This window comes from Psittacicella hinzii, assembly GCF_003585935.1.
Lineage (GTDB): Bacteria > Pseudomonadota > Gammaproteobacteria > Enterobacterales > Psittacicellaceae > Psittacicella > Psittacicella hinzii.
The window spans coordinates 1-19,592 of the sequence record NZ_NRJG01000060.1 but is presented as its reverse complement, the minus strand read 5'-3'; the positions used below and the strand labels follow the sequence as shown (position 1 = coordinate 19,592).

The window sequence follows — 19,592 nt, the reverse complement described above, 5'->3', positions numbered from 1 at the left end:
ACAAATGTCACTCAACATCACGCTTTCAATTAAAGCTTTATTAAATTAACTACTACTGACAAATATCTAATAAGCTCAAAAGCCTTAACTGCCACAATCTTAACTAAAGCGTTGTTGTAGTTGAGCTTGTAACTGCTGTAAATTCAAACCTATGTAGTAATAGAGATAAGCTTGTTGTTCTTGGTTCAATTGAGCTAGTAAGTATTCTTGCTTAGCATCTAAGTGATACACACTATACGTAGTGGTGTATAACTTCGCTAAAGGTTCAACTTGTAAGCTTGGCATTAAATGCCAAGATATCTCACCTTGTAAACAAGCAGAGTAGTTTTTTAGTTGTGGTAATAATCTACTCCAGTAGAGATAGTACATCCGGCACTTGGTAATTAGCTCATTGATTTGTAGATGAGGTTTTTGCTTAGCCAGATGCAAATCAAGATGAGTAACTTGATAACTTGCAAAATGCATATCTACCCCAACAGCTAAAGTTGTCGTGGAAAGTGTGCCGTCAGTATAGTTATTTCCATCATCTCTAAACTTCTCCCCACCATTAACAGAAAGCTTCTTACTCCCATCAACAACGTGCTCATTACTATAAGAAGTATTTTTGGTATAAGCTTCTAGAACTTGATCGCTACTAGTAAGAGTCAGTGCCCATTGTGCAACTAACTCTCTACTTGCCTCTGCTTGCTCGCCAAAACTTCCTCCCCAAAAGATTTCTTTTACTTGTACTGGATCTATATAGCTATCACCTAAAGCTGGCATATGATGTTTATTCATATAGCCAAACTGCATGGTATAGCAAGCTTGAGTAAACAAGTAACTAAAAGCTAACTGACAAGCTTCATACTCACTTAACTCTAAACCTTGAGGTAAATAATTTAAAGCTTGAGGTAGAGTACTCGTAGTTGCTGTAAAGAGATAATCTGGAGCTAAGATATCTTGCTTATGTCGCAAGTAACTAGTTATGGCAGCTCGCTGCCAATTCCTATTTACTTGCGTATTCACTACTTGCGTAACATAAAAGGTCTCTGGTAAGAGTTCTGGTAGATTACGTAAAGCTACAGAAAGTTGCAACTTCTGGGTTAATAAGGTACTAAAGTAACAGGGTGTCACTTCTGTTAAAGAAGCGTTCATTTGCTCATGCATATAAGCTGGTAAGATCTCTAAACGTAAACGTTCAAGCTCTTGAGCGTCCTTTAATGCTACTGCAGTTTGCTGTCCAGCAAGAGCAGTGATGTAACCTTGAGGATTTACCACCTGCAAACTTAGAGTATTAGCGTCACTTTTTGTCACGCTGTTAGAAAAAGAAGCATCTTTAAGGTTAATTGATTTAGTCTCTTCTTTTATTTGAGGAGAAACCTCTTTGTGTTGCTTCTCTTCTTCTGTTACTGATGAAACAGCATTACCATGCAGTACAGATGAAGAATTAACTACAGCTTGAGTTGGGTTGCTTGTAGATGTGTTGTTACTAAGATAAGAGCTTCTGTATACAGCTTTAACTCCAGCTTGCGCACAAGCTTGATTAAAACTTAAAACTCTATCAACGACCCTAGTCTCTACTTTTCGAGAGGATAAAGATCTGAATGGATCTATATCATCAGAAATAGCATTCATATTGTTAGTAGAGACCTCTTCCTCATTAGCTAGAACATTACCTGCATCGTCTGCAAAGCTACTATCTTTAACGACAGAACCACTATCACTGTCGTCAATTACAATAGTAGTAACCTCAACAGAAGCACTATCATTCTCAGCAGTAAGTTCATTTTTATCTACAGCAACATCTGCATCATAAGTAACTTTATGTAACGCCTCTTTTCTTGTTAGTTTTTGCCAAAGAGCAGCAAATCCTCCAAGAGAGCTCTTCTGTTGCTTAGTTTCTTGCGCTGAAGATGCTTGAGCCTCTATATCTAAGCTACATCTTAACTCTGTGTTACTTTTAGTTACATCTACTGAAGCAACCTTTTCAGAAGCAAGATTGTTTAAAGGTTGCCAAGTAGGTACATTATCTTTAGATATTAATAACGATATTGCTCTTGATAAGGGTGAATTAGTACTGCTACCTTGTTGAGTAGAGTTGTCTCCTCCCAACTTACCTCTTAACCATCTCTCCACCTTAGACTTATCTCCACCACTTACATTACTAGAAGTTACATCTACTCCATAATGCAGTCCATAGACTTGCGTAAGGTTGTTGTATAAATTATCAATCGTTGCTTCTGGTAAGAGTTTATGACTTTGATGAAGTTGTAAGAGATGGTATTGCCACTGCCAATCCAAAGCTAAGTAAGCACCTAACTCTGGAAAAGACTTATAACCAGATCTCAAAGAAGCATTGGATAACTCACATACATTTCTTGAGTTGCGGTTGTTAACTTCCCTCAAGTTGCTTAACTTATGTTCAATCTCACAATCAACAATAGAAGACTGTCTCTTATCGCTAGTTGCCTCCCACAGAGCTAAAGACATTAACTCTGTATTAAACAACTTACGATCTGCTGGATGTAAGTGAATTGCACTATCAAGCGCAAACTGTTCATTAGTAGCAGTCTTACTCTTTTCTCCTTTTACAACTATAACTTTCTGGGCAAAGAAAGAAGTTAAAGACTGTGGCAGCATACTTGCTACAGTACCCACTTCTTTCTCTAACCAGATTTGCCAGAGATGGTTTTGCGGAAAGTTCTGTAAGTGGAGATTTGGTAAGGTTTGATTTAAGTTTACGGCATTGCCATTAGCTCTATCCTTGGGATTACTAACCAGATTAAAGTCACTTTGTGTAACGCTGTAAGAATTAAAACTTTGAGCTTGTGCATTATCTTTAGTAACAAATACACTTGGTACTGATGGTTGATAACGAAGTAATCTATTGCTACTTACTTGACGAATTGTTGCTTTATGTTGTAACCATAAGCACCAGTTTTGACTTTGCCAAAAGTCTTTACATAAAGTTACAGGTTGTGACACAAGTGATAGGTAATAGCTCTGACACAGTTGTGAGTGCAACTGATTTAAAGAATACGACTGTACTCGTTGTTGAACTCTTTGTCTTAGAGCTAGATTAGCTAGAGTGTGATCTTGGTTGCGTAAAGCAGTAGATCTTTGCTGCCAAAGAAAATAATCAAGTAAAGCTTGACGCAAAGTGAGACTTTGTGTCTCTAACTCTTTTCTTGATGGTTCTTGTGAAGCAACTGTTGAAGTTACTCTACAATCTACACTTGAAGTAAGATCAAAAATCTTTGATGAGCTAAGTTTTAATGAACTGGGTTCTAACGAACCTAGTTCTCGACCCCTCCACCACATGGCTACTGGAAGTTGTGAAGCATGGTTAAGTAACACATAGTCACATTTATCTAAACTACTAACTGTAACTATATCGGTTGCTGATCTAGTTGATTCAGGCAGAGAAGTATCTTCGAGACTAGAGTTAGAAGAGTTAAGTTTGTCTATAGGGATATTAGTAATGACTTTTAAATTAGCCGCTGGTATTAGTTCATATACGCCTGCAACCTTAAAGCAATCTAAGACTACTTGTCTTTGCCAAGCAAAGGACAACCACAGTTGTTGCCAAAAACTTAACTCCGCTAACTCGCTAGTAAGTTTTACTTCCTCTTGCCATAACTGTAAATAGTCACTGACATAAGGTAAGAGATAAGCATAAAGTTCTGTTTTTTGCCAAAGATGCAAAGCTTGTAGAGCTTTGGTAAAGTTACCTCTTTCTAGTTTTGAGTCTAGTTCTGTATCTAGTTCAGAATATAGTTCATTCTCTTGCACTATATCTTTTTCGAGTAAAGGTAGTACCTGCATTAACTGTCGACTAAACTCTCGATGATTTAAAACTTGCTCTACATTAAAACTTTCTCTTAAGGCTGTAAGATCTAAAGCACTATTTTTACAGTTTTTGCTATTTTTGCTATTTTTGTTACTTTTACTTTCTTTATCTCTTGAACTAGTTGACTTGCTTGCAGTTGTTTTAGCTTGTAAATGCTCTTGTTGCTCTAACTCCAGTTCTTCTTGAGCCGCTACCCATGCTTCTCTACTATTAGTAAGATAAGCTTCTAACCACAGATTAAATCTTGGTAAAGCCATAATCTTGGTTAGATGGTATAGCAAGCCTTGCCATAGCTCTTGTTTTAAGTTACCATTCTCATCTATATCTTTACTAACAGCGTTAGAACCGCCGTAACTATAATTACTGCAACTAACACAACCGTTAGCTTTGTCGCTACTAACACCCCCCCCCCCCCAAAACATAGAAATACTTGGAGAAAGTTCTTTGACGCTGTTGCCAACAAAGCTCTTTCTTGCAGCATTATCATGCTGCAAAGTAACACTTAGTAACGGATGTTTAGTAATACTGTTTATCGCTTGCCCTATTTGCCACCAAGCTAAAATACTCACTTGCTCACAAGGAGCTTTAAACTTTCCCAGCTTTGATACTACAGGGGTAGAAGTTTTACTGGTGGTTGTGGCTTGCTGGTTAGCGTTACTTAAAGTTACTTGTGATTCTAGCTGTTCTTCATCAACAGTACAATGAGAATGACTATGAACATGATTATTAACATGATTATGTTCAGTCGTATGAGTAGTGGTATTAGCAATAATATGGTTAGTTGATTGCTGCAAAGCAATTGACTGCTCATCTACTTGCTGCTTATAGCGGCGGATAAAATTTAACCAAGAGCTTTCTTGCCATTCATTTTGTTCATAAGCCAGAAAATCATAATCACGTAAAGCAGCTAGTTGCCAAATATGTTCACCTTGCTTAGTAATCACATCTGCAAGCTTATCTACATCATTAGTAACTACATGTAACTTTTGTCCAGCCGGATCTGGTGCGTATAAGTAGTTTTGGCGTAGATAGTGAGCATTTACAAATTGCCGACAACTAAACTTACAATACTTGGCATACTTAAAATCTAACCACTTGTTTTCTAGTTTTTGCGCTTTAGGAAATAGTTTTTTCAGTTCTAAGAGCTTGCCACAGTTATAACCTTGATCGTATAAGCTGATCTTGCCATTCTCTTTAGGGTAATGAGGATTTAAGCGTTTATCTAGCAGCATAACGTATGGGGTTTGCCATACTTTATGCGTAGCAGGGTATTTGTTAAGGCTTCTTAAATCCACTAAAGCTAAAGGTGGAGTTTGGGAGTATGGATCAAGATGAGTTAAAGAACGAATTGGTTGATTAGTGTATTGCGGGAGATACTTACCAGCAGTTACCTGAGGATTAAGTACTACTCCTTCGGCTGCTAAAGAGACTAAATCCGTAAAACTAAGTTGCCATTGCGACAGATTAGTACGTACTCGCGCTGCTTGTTGCTTAAGCTCAGTAACTTCATCTACCGTAACCTCTGTTTCTTGATCAGTTACCTTACTTGCAGCTTGCTCTAACACTTGAGAACTAAGGGTATCAATGTCATTATTTTGTTGCAAATAAATCGATTTATTTATACCATTAATTTCATTATTACCATGATTATTAAGAATAAGCTCGGAAGTTTTACTGGTTGTTATAAATTTCGTAGCTAAAATATCTTGGTAAGCTTTTACCATTAGTTCTAATCTACTAACTTGTACTCCTTCATGATCTGAGATATACAATTCTTCTTTACCAATCTGCATTAACTCAGGCAATGTTGTTTGCTGTTTTGATGGTTGCTGATACTTTGTTTGCGGTGATTGCGTTTGCTGAAACTGCGTTTGATAGTAGTTACTTAGTTGGATTGTTGAGGCTACTTGACTGTAGGCTTGCAAGCAAGTTACACTTGCTTGTTTAAGTAACTTGGTTACTTCTAACTGCTGTTCTAAGAAACTGCTATAGCGCGTTGGACTATATTGCGCTAATTCTAAACGAGCATTAGCCGTTAACCAACAAGCTTTACCTAGAACTTGTGCTGCACTTTTATCTGCTAGTTCGTTATAAAGCTCCAATCCAATAAGTTGAGAAGATAAATACAGCTTAAAGCTGTACCACACTTGCATAAACTCAAGGAGGACTTTTTCTTTAGTGAGATAGGAGTGTAGATCTTCTGGGGTTAAGTACCAAGCTTGATCGAGAATACTATTAGTCCAAGGATCAAGAGCTGCGAGTACTTGGGTAGCAGTAAGATTAACTTGATATTGTCTCCAAGTAGTATTAGTTAAAGAAATTAAATCTCCTACCCGATGACTAACCATCCCTTCGTTTACTTGCTCAAGAGTACTTTGCAAAGCTTGATACAAACTTGGTTGTACTTTAAATAAGGATTTAGCAAATTGTAAACTACTATACGGAGCAATTAAAGCAAGATCTGGAGATAAGAGATGATTAGGAGTAGCTACTTGGGTGAGTTTTTGTAAATGCTCAAGAGTTGCTTGGATTTTTTCACTTAAGTCAGCATCTCCTTGCTCACTAAATACCTCCATCACCTGTTGCATAAACTGGCGATTAGTTCCTGGTGTGCGTTTAGGTGGTTTAATGTTACGTTCTCTTTGTGCTTTAGCCTTACCTAAGTAACACTCAGTAACACTAATTAACTCACTTAAACGAGGATCTGTAACTATCTCCGTTGTCTTTGTTCCCAAAGATGGATTATCCGCTTGATTACGAGTTTGAGAGCTTCCACTTAAAGTAATAATTTCCTCAATACTTATTTGCTCAAGAGGTAAATCACATACTCCTTGATAGAGTAAAGCTAAACTCTTTTGCCAGAGAATTCGTTTTTGCGGTAATAAGTCTAGATCTTGATATAGATCGGCTAAGAGTAAAGGAACAATTTCTTCACCATAATCGGTAAAGAGTTTTAAAAGCAAACTCTCAACTAGATGCTGTCGATTGATCCCTAATACCTGTTGCCCTAAATTAACCGGATGCCACACAATACTTTTACCTAAGGCAAGTACAGGTTCTAAGTTCTCCCACGTAAAATCTAAGGTCTGATAAGCATACTGCTTAAAAGCAGTATCACTAAACTCCCTATAAGCTGGCGAAGCTAAAGAAGTTAAGTTCGCACGTTGTAGCAACTGTAAATCCCACCAATGTACAGCTAGTTTTTGTGGAGCAACTTTAATACCTTGCATAGCAAGTAAACGTAACTCCCAACTATGAGGAATCGTATTATTTACTACTAAGCCAAGTAAAGAGTATTCACTACTTGCTTTCGCAGCTTGGTAAGTCCATTGTTGTAATACTTGGCATACTTGTTGCATATGCTGTTGGCTATGGTGCAAATAAGTATGATTAAAGCCATTGTGTAAATAACGATTTGCTAAAGTAACGAGCTTTTCTGTATAAGGACTACGAATTAAGGCTAATTGATTACTAAGATCTAACCACAGATAGAGCTTATGCCAACGCTGCTGTTGATTAGGTTGGGGTTTAAATTTTAGTTTAGTTTTGGCTTTAGTTTTAGTTTTAGCATTAGCATTTGCACTAGATTTACAAGCGTAACTAGTTGTTACTTCACTCTCAGCAGCGTTACTATTTGTTACTTTACTCTTGTTCACCACTTCATCAGAAGAAGTTTCACCATCACTAAGTAGCGACTGTAGATGACGTAAATCAACGATTTGTTTTAGTAGGCGTTGATTAGCTGCTAAGACTTCATTATCGAGTTTAGTTTGTTCATTAATTGTCCCACCTCGTAAAATCTCTGTCACTTGCTTTACTTCTTGTTGATCCGCAAAAGCATCAGCAACATACTCAACTAGTTGCTGGACTACAGCAAGAGGCATTTGTCGTTCTACTTGGCATTGCAGCTTAATCTGTGCTATAGCTGGACTAGTTGCTTCTTGAGTTTGTTGCATGAGTTGCACACTTTCATGCTCTAGGTTTAAAGCATAGGTTGGGATAGCTTGCCAATAAGCAGTAAGTTGTTCAACTTGCTTCTTTATGGCTGTACTAGCAAATCGATAAGTATTTACAGTTTGCCAAGTGTATAAACTAGCTAATAGTGAGTGTAAGCGTTGTGCTACTTGTACTATTTGCTCTTGCAAGGGAGATAATGTAGTTTGCTGCTGCCAAGCATACTTAGCTTTACAGTACGCAAGAAAGTCATGTAAATGAAAAGCGGAAGTAAATCTCTGCTGAGCTTGAGTTGTTGTTAAGTCATTTATTTCAGTAGTTAAATTATTAGCCCCATCCTCTAATCCATTAGCTTCAGTAGCTACGTAATCCATTTCTGTGTTTACCTTAGTACTAGTATTAGCACTAGCACTTACTTCTTCTTTTACAAACTTACCTAAACAGACATAAGGATGCACTACATGCAAGTAAGTTAGATCCTGAAAAATCTGATGTCTTGCTTGATGTTCAATACTTGGAGGTAAGGCTAACGCCTTACCTTGCAAGTCTTGCACTAAGTCTGCAGTAGGATAACGCAAATCTCTGTATAACGTACTGTCACATAATTGTTGATAGTAATGTTTGTAGAACTGCATGTACTCTTGCACATAGTAAGCTTTAGTGTAAGGAGCTTTAAGATTGAGGATTGGGATAACTGGTCGTAATTGTTTTTGTAAAAAGTGTTGCCAATATGATTCGGCTTCTGAGATATCCCAAGAGAGTAGTTGTACGTACTCATTAACTACTCTTTTACTGCGCGCTGAAGATAGAGGGAGAGCCGTTTCACTTAAGTAAGCAAGCGCAACTTCACTACCAAACAGATAATCATCTTCATCTAAGCTCTGATATAGTCTAGGTTTTACTTGATGAGAAGAGCGATTTTGGTTAGAAAATCTCTCTTGATTAGAAAAGCTCCATTGCTTAAACTGCTCATTAGTACCACTAGTACTATTAATACCATTAATACCTGCTTGCTTTCCTAGAAGAGAACCTTCACTGGCAAGATTACTATCCTCATCCCCATTAGCCTCTACTACCTCTGTGTTACTAGCACTATTAGAGATATTAGCGTTATGAAGTGTTACACACCCTCCATCGTCTGCTTGAGAGTTGTGATTGCTTAGATCATCATTACCCTCTTCTACGTAAGAACCAATTAACTCTATAAGTGCAATTAAATCTGGTTCATGAGTAAAGATAATTAAAGGTTGTGAAGTACTTTGTTCTGTTAAGGTTGAGGTACTAGTTGAGGCTGTAGTAAGAGCAAGGAGATATTGTCTTAAGTTTTGTTGCTGGATCTCACTATAAGTCCACAACATTAAAATGGCTTTTGAAGCTGCTTGCATAGCAAGACTAGTAACCGCAAACACCTCTCTAAAACTACTTTCTCTATGCAAACGTAACTGTTCCAGTTGTACATAGTAATAAACTTCGCATTCTTCACTAACAGCTCTTGCTTGAGTTAGATTTGGGATTTCCTTTGATGTTGACGCTGATGTTAACTCTGGTATTAGAGTTGATGTTACTTGTTGCTCTCGTAGCTCTTGTTTATTTTGTTGTTCTTGATGCGTCGTAAGCTGATGACTATTACTGCGCTGTGCGGCTAAGGCTTGTCCTTGGAAGTAACAATCTAAGTAAGCTGAAGTTTGTGCTAAGACTTCTTGCTCAGCAAAGAGATACAACTCAGTAGTACTCTTAATTCCTTGAGTTGTTAAATTCTTACTTAAGAGACTATTGGCTTGATGCTTCTGTTGTACGCTTGTGCTGGTGCAACCAGCACTTAAGAGCGTACTTACTTGCGCTCCTAAAGGAGCGTAAGTAGGTAAGCAGACAATTTTTATTGGTAAATGCGAAGCTCGCGGATCAAACTTCAACAACTCTTGCCATGAACTACTAAATAAACTTGTTGCTCCGTAAGTTTCATTGTCTAAACTATCTCTTTGCATATCTATAACCTCTCATTACTCCTCGATCTAAAAAATAAGGCTTCAGAGAATACACTCTGAAACCTCAATCCTTATTTATTCCGAAAATGTTGCAATGATTTGCTTACTTCCGGATCAACAGGCGTATGTTCAGCGCGATTCGGATTAGTATTTAGGGTTGGTGCACCAGCACCAGGCATAGCTACCGGATTAGCCGGCACTTGTGGACTAGTTGGAGAGCTTGGTGCTTGGGCTGTAGTTGGTTGCTGTGGTGCACTTTGGGCTTGAGCACTAGTAGCACTAGGATCAACTTTTGGTGTCGGTGCTGTAGGTGGTGTTGGATTCATCCTTACTCCTCCTTGGAGAATATTTGTTTGTGGTAATTGTCCATAGGTTAAGAACCACAACATATTGGCTCGATCTTGATAAGAGTTCATGCCCTCATTACTAAAGAGTGCTTGAATTTGAGCTGCCACTTGCCGTTGTTGTGTATCTGGTACTAAAGGAGCTAAACTCCGTTCGTGCATGGCAGCCGCGCGTGCTAATTGCGGATTAGCACTCACTATACTTGACAGATAATCCGCTGCTCCTGGTTGACTAAGAGTTTGTTGGGCTAGAGCGAGCACAGACATATCTTGACGCGAACCTAAAGACGCTTGCATTTGTGCTAATTGGCGATATTCTTGTTGATAAGTATCATTTAAGCTATAAGCTTGTTGCGTTTGTGCACTATTGCTTTGAGAGTTAGTGTTACTTAAACCACTAGTTTGTGATTGTGAGCTTGAACTTTGTTGGTTTTGCGTAAAGTTAGTACTATCTCCATGTTGACGCGTACGCGTACTGCTTGTACTTACTTGTGCTCCAACACTTTGATCTTCGGTCGCACTTCGTTGGTGACGAGCTTTAAACTCTGTTCCTACTCCAGTATTTTGAATAGCCGTTGGTGCAGTGTTGCCTTGGGCTGGTTGCATATAATCAGTTAACATCGGACTATTACTATTAAGGTTCGAAGTCATAGCTTCTCCGGCAGCCATACCTGCTGTTCCTACCATGCCACTCATTGCACCCACAGCTTTATTATCTTCATGAAAAGGATTAATAACTTGTGAGCTACGCACACCAGAACCTTGTCCTACCGTACCACTTAAACTCCAACTACTTTGTTTTTGATAAGTTGATGAATGTTGTTCATTATTGCTTGCGCTTTCAACATGGCTATCGCTAAGGCTTGAACTTTTATTTTGACTATAGCTATAGTCTTTACCTAATGCAATACTGCCCATAGCCGAACTGACTACACTCGTAGCTTGAGTCGCTACTTGGGTAGTGGAGAAAGTTTCACCACTACTTACAGCTGACATCTGCTGGGCAGCATTAGCTTGCATATGCGAAAGCGTTGACGCAAGGTTTACTGTTCCAACTGCAGCTTCAGCTCCAGATACGCGTGTTCCCTGATATATATCAGCACTATATTGTGAACCAGCTTGCACCACTGGAGCTCCTTGTACCGCATTCGGAGCAAGGGCTGGGGTAGCTGCTGGTGAGGGAGGAGCTATACGTCCGGCTAAGCTCGTAGCCGCTACTGCTCCACCATAGATCAGAAAGAGAGCTAGACTTCCTACACTTGAAAGCAACATGCCAGAAGTTGCGATATAGCTTTCAAGTTTTTGCGTAAACATACTTATGCCCCAAAAACTATCTATGGCAATATAAGCTTGTTGCACTTCGGTAAGCGAACGACTGATTGCTTGTTGGTAGTACAGATTAATAATCGTAATGATCGGTTGCCACATTTGTAACCAGACTAACAACATGGCAAACTTCCCTAACATCCGATAACCAAAACTTCCTAACATTAAAATCAGAAAAATAAAGGGTACTACTGCATAGAAAAAGCCCTCTAAGAACGTAAGTAAAGGTTTTACGGTGTGAGTAAAAATATTACCTTGTAATGTCCATTGAGTATAGAGTTGAGCAAGGCTTTGTGCTTGTACGGCCTGTCCTAATTGGGTATAACTCGGAGTTTGGGTTAGCATTTGTGCCATAGCTAAAGCCGTGATGTACTTTTGTGCATCTAATTGTCCGTTACTTAAAGTGACAATGTCAGCGTTAATCTGTGCCAAGTGCATATTTTTATTCACATTGCCACGTAGAGGATTAATAAGCTGTTGTACATTCTCTAGGGTTTGTTGTTTAAGGTGAGTAAAAGCTTGGGCACAAGTCATGCTTTGAGTTGTACCTACTTTATACACTTGGGTATAAAAGACTTGCGAGTTTAAAGCTAAAGATTCGGGCAATGATGTACCAAAGATCTTAGTTGTATCACTCGCTCCATTTATCCCTGGACGTAAAGCTAAAGAGATTTCAGTACAATCACCTAAGTATTGTTGCCAAGAACGATAAAGATCAGATCCTTGTTTTTGGCTTGTAAGCATAGTTTCAAGCACTCGCGCTCTAAGGGCAAGTAGTTGCTCAAAACTTTGCGTTACTCCAGGTTGCCCTCCAACTTCATGCACACTCGTAAAAGCATGCCCTAAGGTATCGGCAATAGTTTTGCCGAACTTACTTGTAAAAGAAGCAAATACTGCAATCCCAACCGGCACTTGCGCTACGTTTTGCGTTAGTAAACTATTACGATCATGCAAAGTAACCGTAACCCTTGGCACAAAAAGCGCTGCCACAACTAACCAAGTAACCGCTAGCTGCTGTACTTGCATAAACGAGTTCTGTAAAACAGCATTAATCCCTAGTTGTAAAATACTCAACAAAATAAAAATCTTAGCTGCCACCCAAATAGCTTCGCCCTTAAAAATCATGGCTATGCCATTTAAGATGGCGCTTAAAAATTTAACATCGCCAATGACATAAATATCCCACATCTTAGTTCTCCATAATTTTTAGTTACTAGCCTTAATATGGCAGCATCTTTTTTACCTTTAAGTTATCTGCTTTACTTACCTTTAAGTTGTCCTTGCAGAGGATCAAGGGCACTATAAAGTTGGTTGTAGTAGTTAAGAACTTGTAATTCATTAAGCTTACTCATTTCGGTATCTATATATTGCAAGTACTTTAAGTTGTTATGTTCAACTAAGCGTTTAACCATGCCTAAAGTATCATCTTCAACTACATGTTGCAGAGCTACTCCGACTAGTCTAAATGCTTGTTCAACTTCACGTGCTGCATACTTTAAAGCAATATACTCGGCAGCAAAGTTCACATAATTCCGTGCGGCATCTGGAGAGCGAATGGCTAGATTACGAATCTGAGCATTAATCCCCTCTCCTACCATTAGTAGTTCTTTTTTCTGACTCGCAGTTAATGAACCTTGGTTGGTTTCATAAATGCCAATTAAGCCTTTACCGTAAAGAGCAGCATTACCCTCGGTATCAACTGCAGCCCCTAAGTACAGAGACTTGAGTTTTTTAGCTAAAGGTTCACGGGTTACTGTAGTAACTTTCATCTCTTGGCAATCACCTTTAACACAAGTGTAACGACTTAACTTACTACCAGTTATTAACCCGCGTAAACTCATTAAGTCTCCGGCATAAACTTGCACTTTATCGGTTTCATTACTTTTACCTGTACCAGGTGAAGAAACTACTGTGCCAGTCAAAGACATAATCTCTTGGTAATATTCATTGGGATACTTACTCCCAAAGGCTTTTTGTAAGGCTTTATAAACCACATTGCCGTAGAGTTTTTCTTTTACAATCGGATCTTGGGTTAATTGTTGTTTTTGGCTAACTTTATCACTACTAAAAGTACTGAACGTATCTCCTAAGCCTTTCATATTGGCAAGAAGTGAGATCTTGTTGTTTTTAGTATTGGTTAATGCCGAAACCGTATCATTAACAATCCCTTGCGCTAAAGCACAAGAATTACCTAGATACTGATTAAGTGCTTGGATTTTTTGTTGTAAGCTTTCAACTACTTGTGAACAAGTTGGGCAAACATGAGTTAAGGCTAAGTTAAAGCTATAACCTACTGCATTAGAAGCAACTGATTTCATAAGTAAAGTAAACTGCTCTTTATTGATAAAGCTTAAACTTCCTCCATATAAATCCAAGCCACCACAACCAGCATTAATGTAAGGTGCATCAAAGTTTACTAACTGTAACGTCATTAACTGATTGCGTAAAGCAATATTACCTCCGTAGTAAACTCCTCGATCAATTGCTTGAATATGTGCTGGACTAGTCGAGTTAATAAGTACATACTGCCGCATATAGTTATCAATACTCGCGGTAGCTTGCGTACTCAGACCACCAATATTTCCTACCACTAACCCCACACTTAGAAGCAGGTATCTACTAAAGCTTTTACAGAAACTATTGCTAAAGCTTTTGCCAAAACTAGTGCTAGATCTCTTGCTAAATTTTTTGCTGAAACTCTTGCTGAATCTCTCGAAAAATCTATTACTGAAGCTATGACTAAAACCAAGCCTAAACTGTCCAGCATTACTAGAAAACTCTTTCCAATCTTGCCTACTTGCTTTACCACTTAACCCTTTAAAGAAACGTCGAATCTGCAACATCTCATTCTCCAATTTTCTCTATCCTATCCATAAGCATTATTTTTATCGCCTTTACTCCACTCTGTTCCCCATTAACTCTTTTACTTAGAAGTAGGCTGTACTACAAAACTTGTAGGATAGTTATGGCGCAGGTTTTGGCGGAGTTGTAGGCATAGGTGGCATAGGCGGTGCTGGTGGCATTGGAGGCATAGGCGGCATTTCTGGCATTGGTGGTGCTGGAGGCATAGGCGGCATTTCCGGCATCGGTGGCATTGGTGGCATCGGAGGCATTTCCGGTAGCGTAGTTGGTAATGTTGTTGGTTCTGATTCACATGTTTTTTGTTTTAACAACTGCATACGTTGTTCTTGAAACAGACGATCTTGCAAGATGAAGTCATTAATCATGCGTTGAGTTACCATTTTTTCGTAAGCTAAGGCTGCTCCTAAGCCAAAAACAATTAAGCTCACTACAATGCGCACAATAGTACGTTTAGTACGACGATTTAAGCTCATAAGCTCTCCTCTGTAATTTAGAAAAGTGTTTAAATTAAGGTTTAATAATGGTTTTTATCAAGATTTAATCATGGTTTGTAATCAAGATTTAATGATGATTTGAATAAAGATTTAAATTTCGATTTATTTCAAAATCTAGATTTCTCTCAAAGTCTAGGTTTATCTAAAAATTTAGATTTATTTTTAAATTACTCTTTAGCCCAAAAGAGGCACTTAGCTGTACCCCAAAAATGATACAAACTACCAAGCATTATTTATCTCTAGTTACAGCACCTTGTTGCTTAGCAGTAGGTATTTCTGCTGGCGTGATAAAACCTAGTTTCTGATTAACAACTTGACTAAGTTGTGCACTGTCATACATAGCTTCTGCCATAATGCCGCGTGCCATATTGAACTCTACTCTTGTTACTAATCCTGCTGAGTATAAGTAACGCATTAGTCTAGCTTCCAGATCAACCAGATCTGTTGCTCCAGCAACTAATACTTGCGTTTTCTCTTTATCTACTACGTATAAAGTAGGAAAGATCGGAGTTTGTTGTTGCTGCACAAATTCAAGGACTTTAGCTACTGGTAGTTGCTGCATATGCTGCTCTAGTCCAGCATATACTCTTCCCTGAATATCAAAGATCCCCAACTTAACCCCGTAATTCTTAACTGCCATGGAAATTAATTCGGCAAAATTCTTACTCTCAAAATCCCCACTTATCACCATTAGCAAGACAAACTTATCAGCATGTAAGTTAAAGAGTTTTTTACGTAGTTGATTAGCTAGTTGTTCACGATATTGTCTCGCACTAGCATTAACCGTAAAAGCTGCGTTGTTATCTAAATAAGGATTACCTTGACTTACCATTTGTGCTTGTTCAGCAAATACCCAAGCTTTTTGTTGTGCGTATGCTTGGAGGTAGAGATAAGCTAAGACGTTTTCGGTAGTTGGTTGATCCATAGCTCGCTCTAGATACTGAGGTAAATGCTGTTGTAGCCATGCTACGGTAATATTACTCGGTACAGGTGGTACAGCTTTAGGAGTTGAAGTTGGTTCTGGGGTACTTTGTGGAACTAACTCTGGATTTGGGTTATGCGGCAGCTGTGGTTGAGGAAATACTTCTCCATCAAGTTCTTGTTCTAAATCCCAGTTGTAATAAAACCAACCTTGCTCTTGTGCTCCATATTGCCAAATTGAATTACTGTGTAATGCTGGAGCATATGCTACTTGAACAGCTAAGGATCTTGGTGCTTGTGCAGTTAAAGATCTTTGTCCTTGTGCAGCTAAATGCTGCTTATGCTGCTGTTGCTGCACTTGTTGCTGATAAACTTGCTGTTGCCATAACCATTGTTGGTATTGCCAAGCGGTTAAGTTTGGCGGTGCTAATCCTTGAGCTTGGGGGTAAGCTAAAGATGAAAAATTGCCTTGTGAATTTAAGTAATGCCCTGTACTAGGCTGCGAAACAACACTTGGATACATAGGAGCATAAGGATAGAGAGAAGCATAGGGATTAGGTAAGGTATAGCCCCAATTTTGCATTCCGGCATAATTGCTCTGTGGTACTGTATAACCATAATTACCACCGTTATTAACAGTATTAGCACTAGTCACAGCATTACTATTAGTAACTGTATTTGCCTTTGTTATTACTTGGGTATTAGCTGCGGCAGATGGATTAGCTTGTCCTTGACTAATAACACTAACCAAAGAAGCAAGACTAATAACTTGCATAATCCTTAAAGCTCTGTTGGTGACAACCTTAATAGCTACAACCTTAGCAACTACAACCTTAACAGCTTTTGTAATCCAAAATCCCTGCAAAAATCTAAGCCCACCTTGCTCCAAGTTAAGCAACTTTTGTCGCAATTTTAGTAATCTAAGCAACATTTGCACCGACTTAAGTAACCTAAACAACTTTTGCTCCAACTTATATAGTTTTACTCGTAGCTCCAATCCCTTAAAAGATCGAACAACCAAATTCGCTCGTTGGCTCAATCCTCTGGGAAGATAAAACAGTAGTTTCATGCAACCTCCTGCTAGTTAGAAAAAGCAACTTCCTTTAGTTTTATTCCTTACTTCATCTCCTTATAGCTGTAAATTACTGGGCTCTTATCATTCGGCAAAAAATCATAATCACTTCGTAACTTACAGTGCTAATTCAACAACTTAGCAAAGATCAACTAAAGGAAGTCTACTCTTAAATGATGTTAAAAATTTCGTGTAAGCATACACGAGCGGTAATAACGTAAAGTTATAAAAGGTGTAATATTGATTTCAGACTTTAACGATTATTACTCTTAATGGTTAGTTTTAAAATTTGTTTCAGAATAAGTAGTGAGAATTGTTGTTACATTGGTTTTCCTCCTGTTTGTGAGTTATTAGCTTGTTAATTTTGCTTATTGCTTACTTTAATATTTACGGCTTATTAGTTCATGTTTACTTCGAACATTTACTGCTTGCGAGCATTAAATTGAATTAGGTACTCTCTAGCTCGTTGGAAGAAGTGATCTAAGGTTAATTGATTACCTAAATGATTAAGACGATCAGCATTACGTTGTCCAGCGTTACGACTATCAGTTTGGGTAACTCCTTGAGATTGCTGCGCACGCGCAAGAAGAGTTTTCTGTTCAGCAAGGCGACGTCCTATTTCTTGAAAGCGAGGATTAGCTAACATAATGGCAATCCATTCATCAAGATTAATTTTGCTCCAATCGACTTGTGCCAACTCTGCGGTAGTTAGTGGACCACAGTCCGGTTTAGCAAAAGTCCCAAAACTCTTACGCAGCTGTCGTCTTACTTGTTCTTGCATAATGCGAGCTAAAGGTGAGTTATAGCAGCAGGTTTTAGTTGTCATTTGTATGCACTTACCTGCTACTTTTTGCGTACACTGCATAGCAACAACTGTACAAGAACGTAATTTACGTTTATTGGCTAATTCAATTTCACTTTCATCGCAGCTATATACAGCCTTAGCCGTATTAATAACTAAGTTGTATGAACTGTAAGCTAAAGCTGCATAGTTCATCACCGAAGTTAAAGCCGGATTTAAAGCGATACCAGACGAAGTTTGGGTGAAAATTTTATTAGCGACCTCTTCCCCAAACTTTTCTTTTAACCAAGTGTAAACACTTTCAGCTAGTTGTTGACTAATGCTTTGTTTAGCTTGCTTGCTGGCAACTTGTGCCGCAGCTTGATTCGCTGCACTTGTAGCTGTGCCTGCTGCATTTCCTGCAACATTGCCCGCAGCATTACCTGCAGCATTACCTGCAGCACTAGCAGATCCAGCACCAGTTGACGCAGCCCCGACTGTAGGTAAAGTTCCACTTTGTACGGCATTACCGGCTAAGTTTTCTAAAGCCGAAGTTAAAGCTTCCTTACTAAATTCATAAGCTTTCGCAAATCCATCAGTAACTAACTCTCCTAAACTCGACCAAGAGCCTATGGGATTGTCGTAACCGACAATCTTTGAAAGACTATCGTTCATTTGCGTGAGGTTAAAAGCTAGTTCAAGATAATCTTGGAGATTAACTTGTACCGGTAAATTACAACAATCAACCAAACTCCCTAAACTACAGCGACACGAGTAAGTCTTACCGGCAAAAACTTTACAAATCCCAGTTCTTACATCACAATTAGCATCTTCTTGAATGCCTGAAAGCATCGATAAAGCACCTAATACTTTCCCCATATCTTGTGAAGCCACATTTAACCGAGCACAACCAGGATCTCCAGCTTGACAAGTAAATTGCTGACAACGTGAAGAAGTATTTACTTGTGTTGTTACATAGCGCGTAAACTCAGTACAACGATAAGTAACTAAGCCTGCATTTGCACTGATAACCTCACAGTTACCTATTTGCGAAGCTACAGGGAGGTTTTGGGGTTGATAGATAGTACTTGAAGTTTTATTAACAGAAGTAGTAGTTGAAGGGCTATTAGCTACAAATGTATTAGGTAGAGATGCATTAGTACCCGTAGTACTATTGGTAGTTGTATTAGTCCCTAAACTTACTACCGCTGTATTCGGCACTAGAGGCAAATGCTCCTCTAACTTAAAGTTCTCTACTATCGGACGTACTTTTAATTTGGTTTTAGGTTGTACGTACTGTAAGAAGCGCGGACAATTTCTTCCCATGGCACAAGTATGGGTAGTAGTTACAGGTGTAGTTTTAGCTACATCTTTAACTTCTATATCTAATGGGCAATGAGCATAACTATCATTACTTACTAATACCTCTACACAATTCGGAATACGTACTTGGGTATTACAGCTATAGGTATAGGAGTAACCTATTACTTGCCTAATGCTACCGGCATTAGCACCTGCTTGGTGTTGCGAATAAGCTGCATGATAAGGATTTTGTAAATCACTATGCCGTGGAAACTGTTTATAGAGTTCTTCACGATTAACTTGATTACAAGTAGTGGCTGGACTAGTTGTAGCTTGCTGCAATTGCTGTTGGCAATTGTCAGCAACTTGTCCTTGGTAACGCCAAGTTATTACTACCTCACCACAATAAGCAGCTTGTTGCTGCATATAAGGATTGTAAGGATTAGCAATACGGCAGTACTGTTTACCATTAATCGTGACGCACGACTTTTTATCAGTAGGTAAAGCTATAGGCTGGTGCTTACATTGCACGCTATAAACTTTAGATTGTAGATCTTGAGCTTGGGTATTAGCTTTTGCAGTTCCAATTAGCCTATCTCCAACTAGCAGCAGCTGTTTAGTGGCAAAAGATCCTAAAGAAGCTAATCCTTGCCATGAAGTTAAGTCAGGATCAGCTTGCGCTGCTGCTTGTAAATTCTCTAAAGAACTAACTTGCGAACTAA

7 protein-coding genes are annotated in these 19,592 nt (G+C 38.7%); all 7 read right to left on the bottom strand.

Annotated elements, in window-relative coordinates:
* Positions 1-99 precede the first annotated feature (99 nt).
* Positions 100-9,768, bottom strand: coding sequence for a hypothetical protein (locus CKF58_RS03760; protein WP_119531116.1), 9,669 nt, complete (start codon positions 9,766-9,768; stop codon positions 100-102).
* A 71-nt stretch (positions 9,769-9,839) separates the two neighbouring features.
* On the bottom strand, positions 9,840-12,626 hold the full coding sequence (locus CKF58_RS03755; RefSeq protein ID WP_119531114.1) for a conjugal transfer protein TraG N-terminal domain-containing protein: 2,787 nt from the start codon (positions 12,624-12,626) through the stop codon (positions 9,840-9,842).
* A gap of 71 nt (positions 12,627-12,697) precedes the next feature.
* Positions 12,698-14,038, bottom strand: coding sequence for a conjugal transfer protein TraH (locus CKF58_RS03750; RefSeq protein ID WP_222987689.1), 1,341 nt, complete (start codon positions 14,036-14,038; stop codon positions 12,698-12,700).
* Between the two features lie 2 nt (positions 14,039-14,040).
* Positions 14,041-14,247: a hypothetical protein gene (locus CKF58_RS08375; RefSeq protein WP_222987688.1), complete on the bottom strand. Its 207-nt coding sequence runs from the start codon at positions 14,245-14,247 to the stop codon at positions 14,041-14,043.
* A gap of 154 nt (positions 14,248-14,401) precedes the next feature.
* Positions 14,402-14,773, bottom strand: coding sequence for a hypothetical protein (locus CKF58_RS03745; RefSeq protein ID WP_119531110.1), 372 nt, complete (start codon positions 14,771-14,773; stop codon positions 14,402-14,404).
* A gap of 250 nt (positions 14,774-15,023) precedes the next feature.
* The gene (traF, locus tag CKF58_RS03740; RefSeq protein ID WP_222987687.1) at positions 15,024-16,490 is read right to left on the bottom strand and encodes a conjugal transfer protein TraF; all 1,467 of its coding nucleotides are present in this window, start codon (positions 16,488-16,490) and stop codon (positions 15,024-15,026) included.
* A 718-nt stretch (positions 16,491-17,208) separates the two neighbouring features.
* The coding region (traN, locus tag CKF58_RS03735) for a conjugal transfer protein TraN (RefSeq protein WP_147397208.1) at positions 17,209-19,592 on the bottom strand (2,384 nt) is incomplete at its 5' end.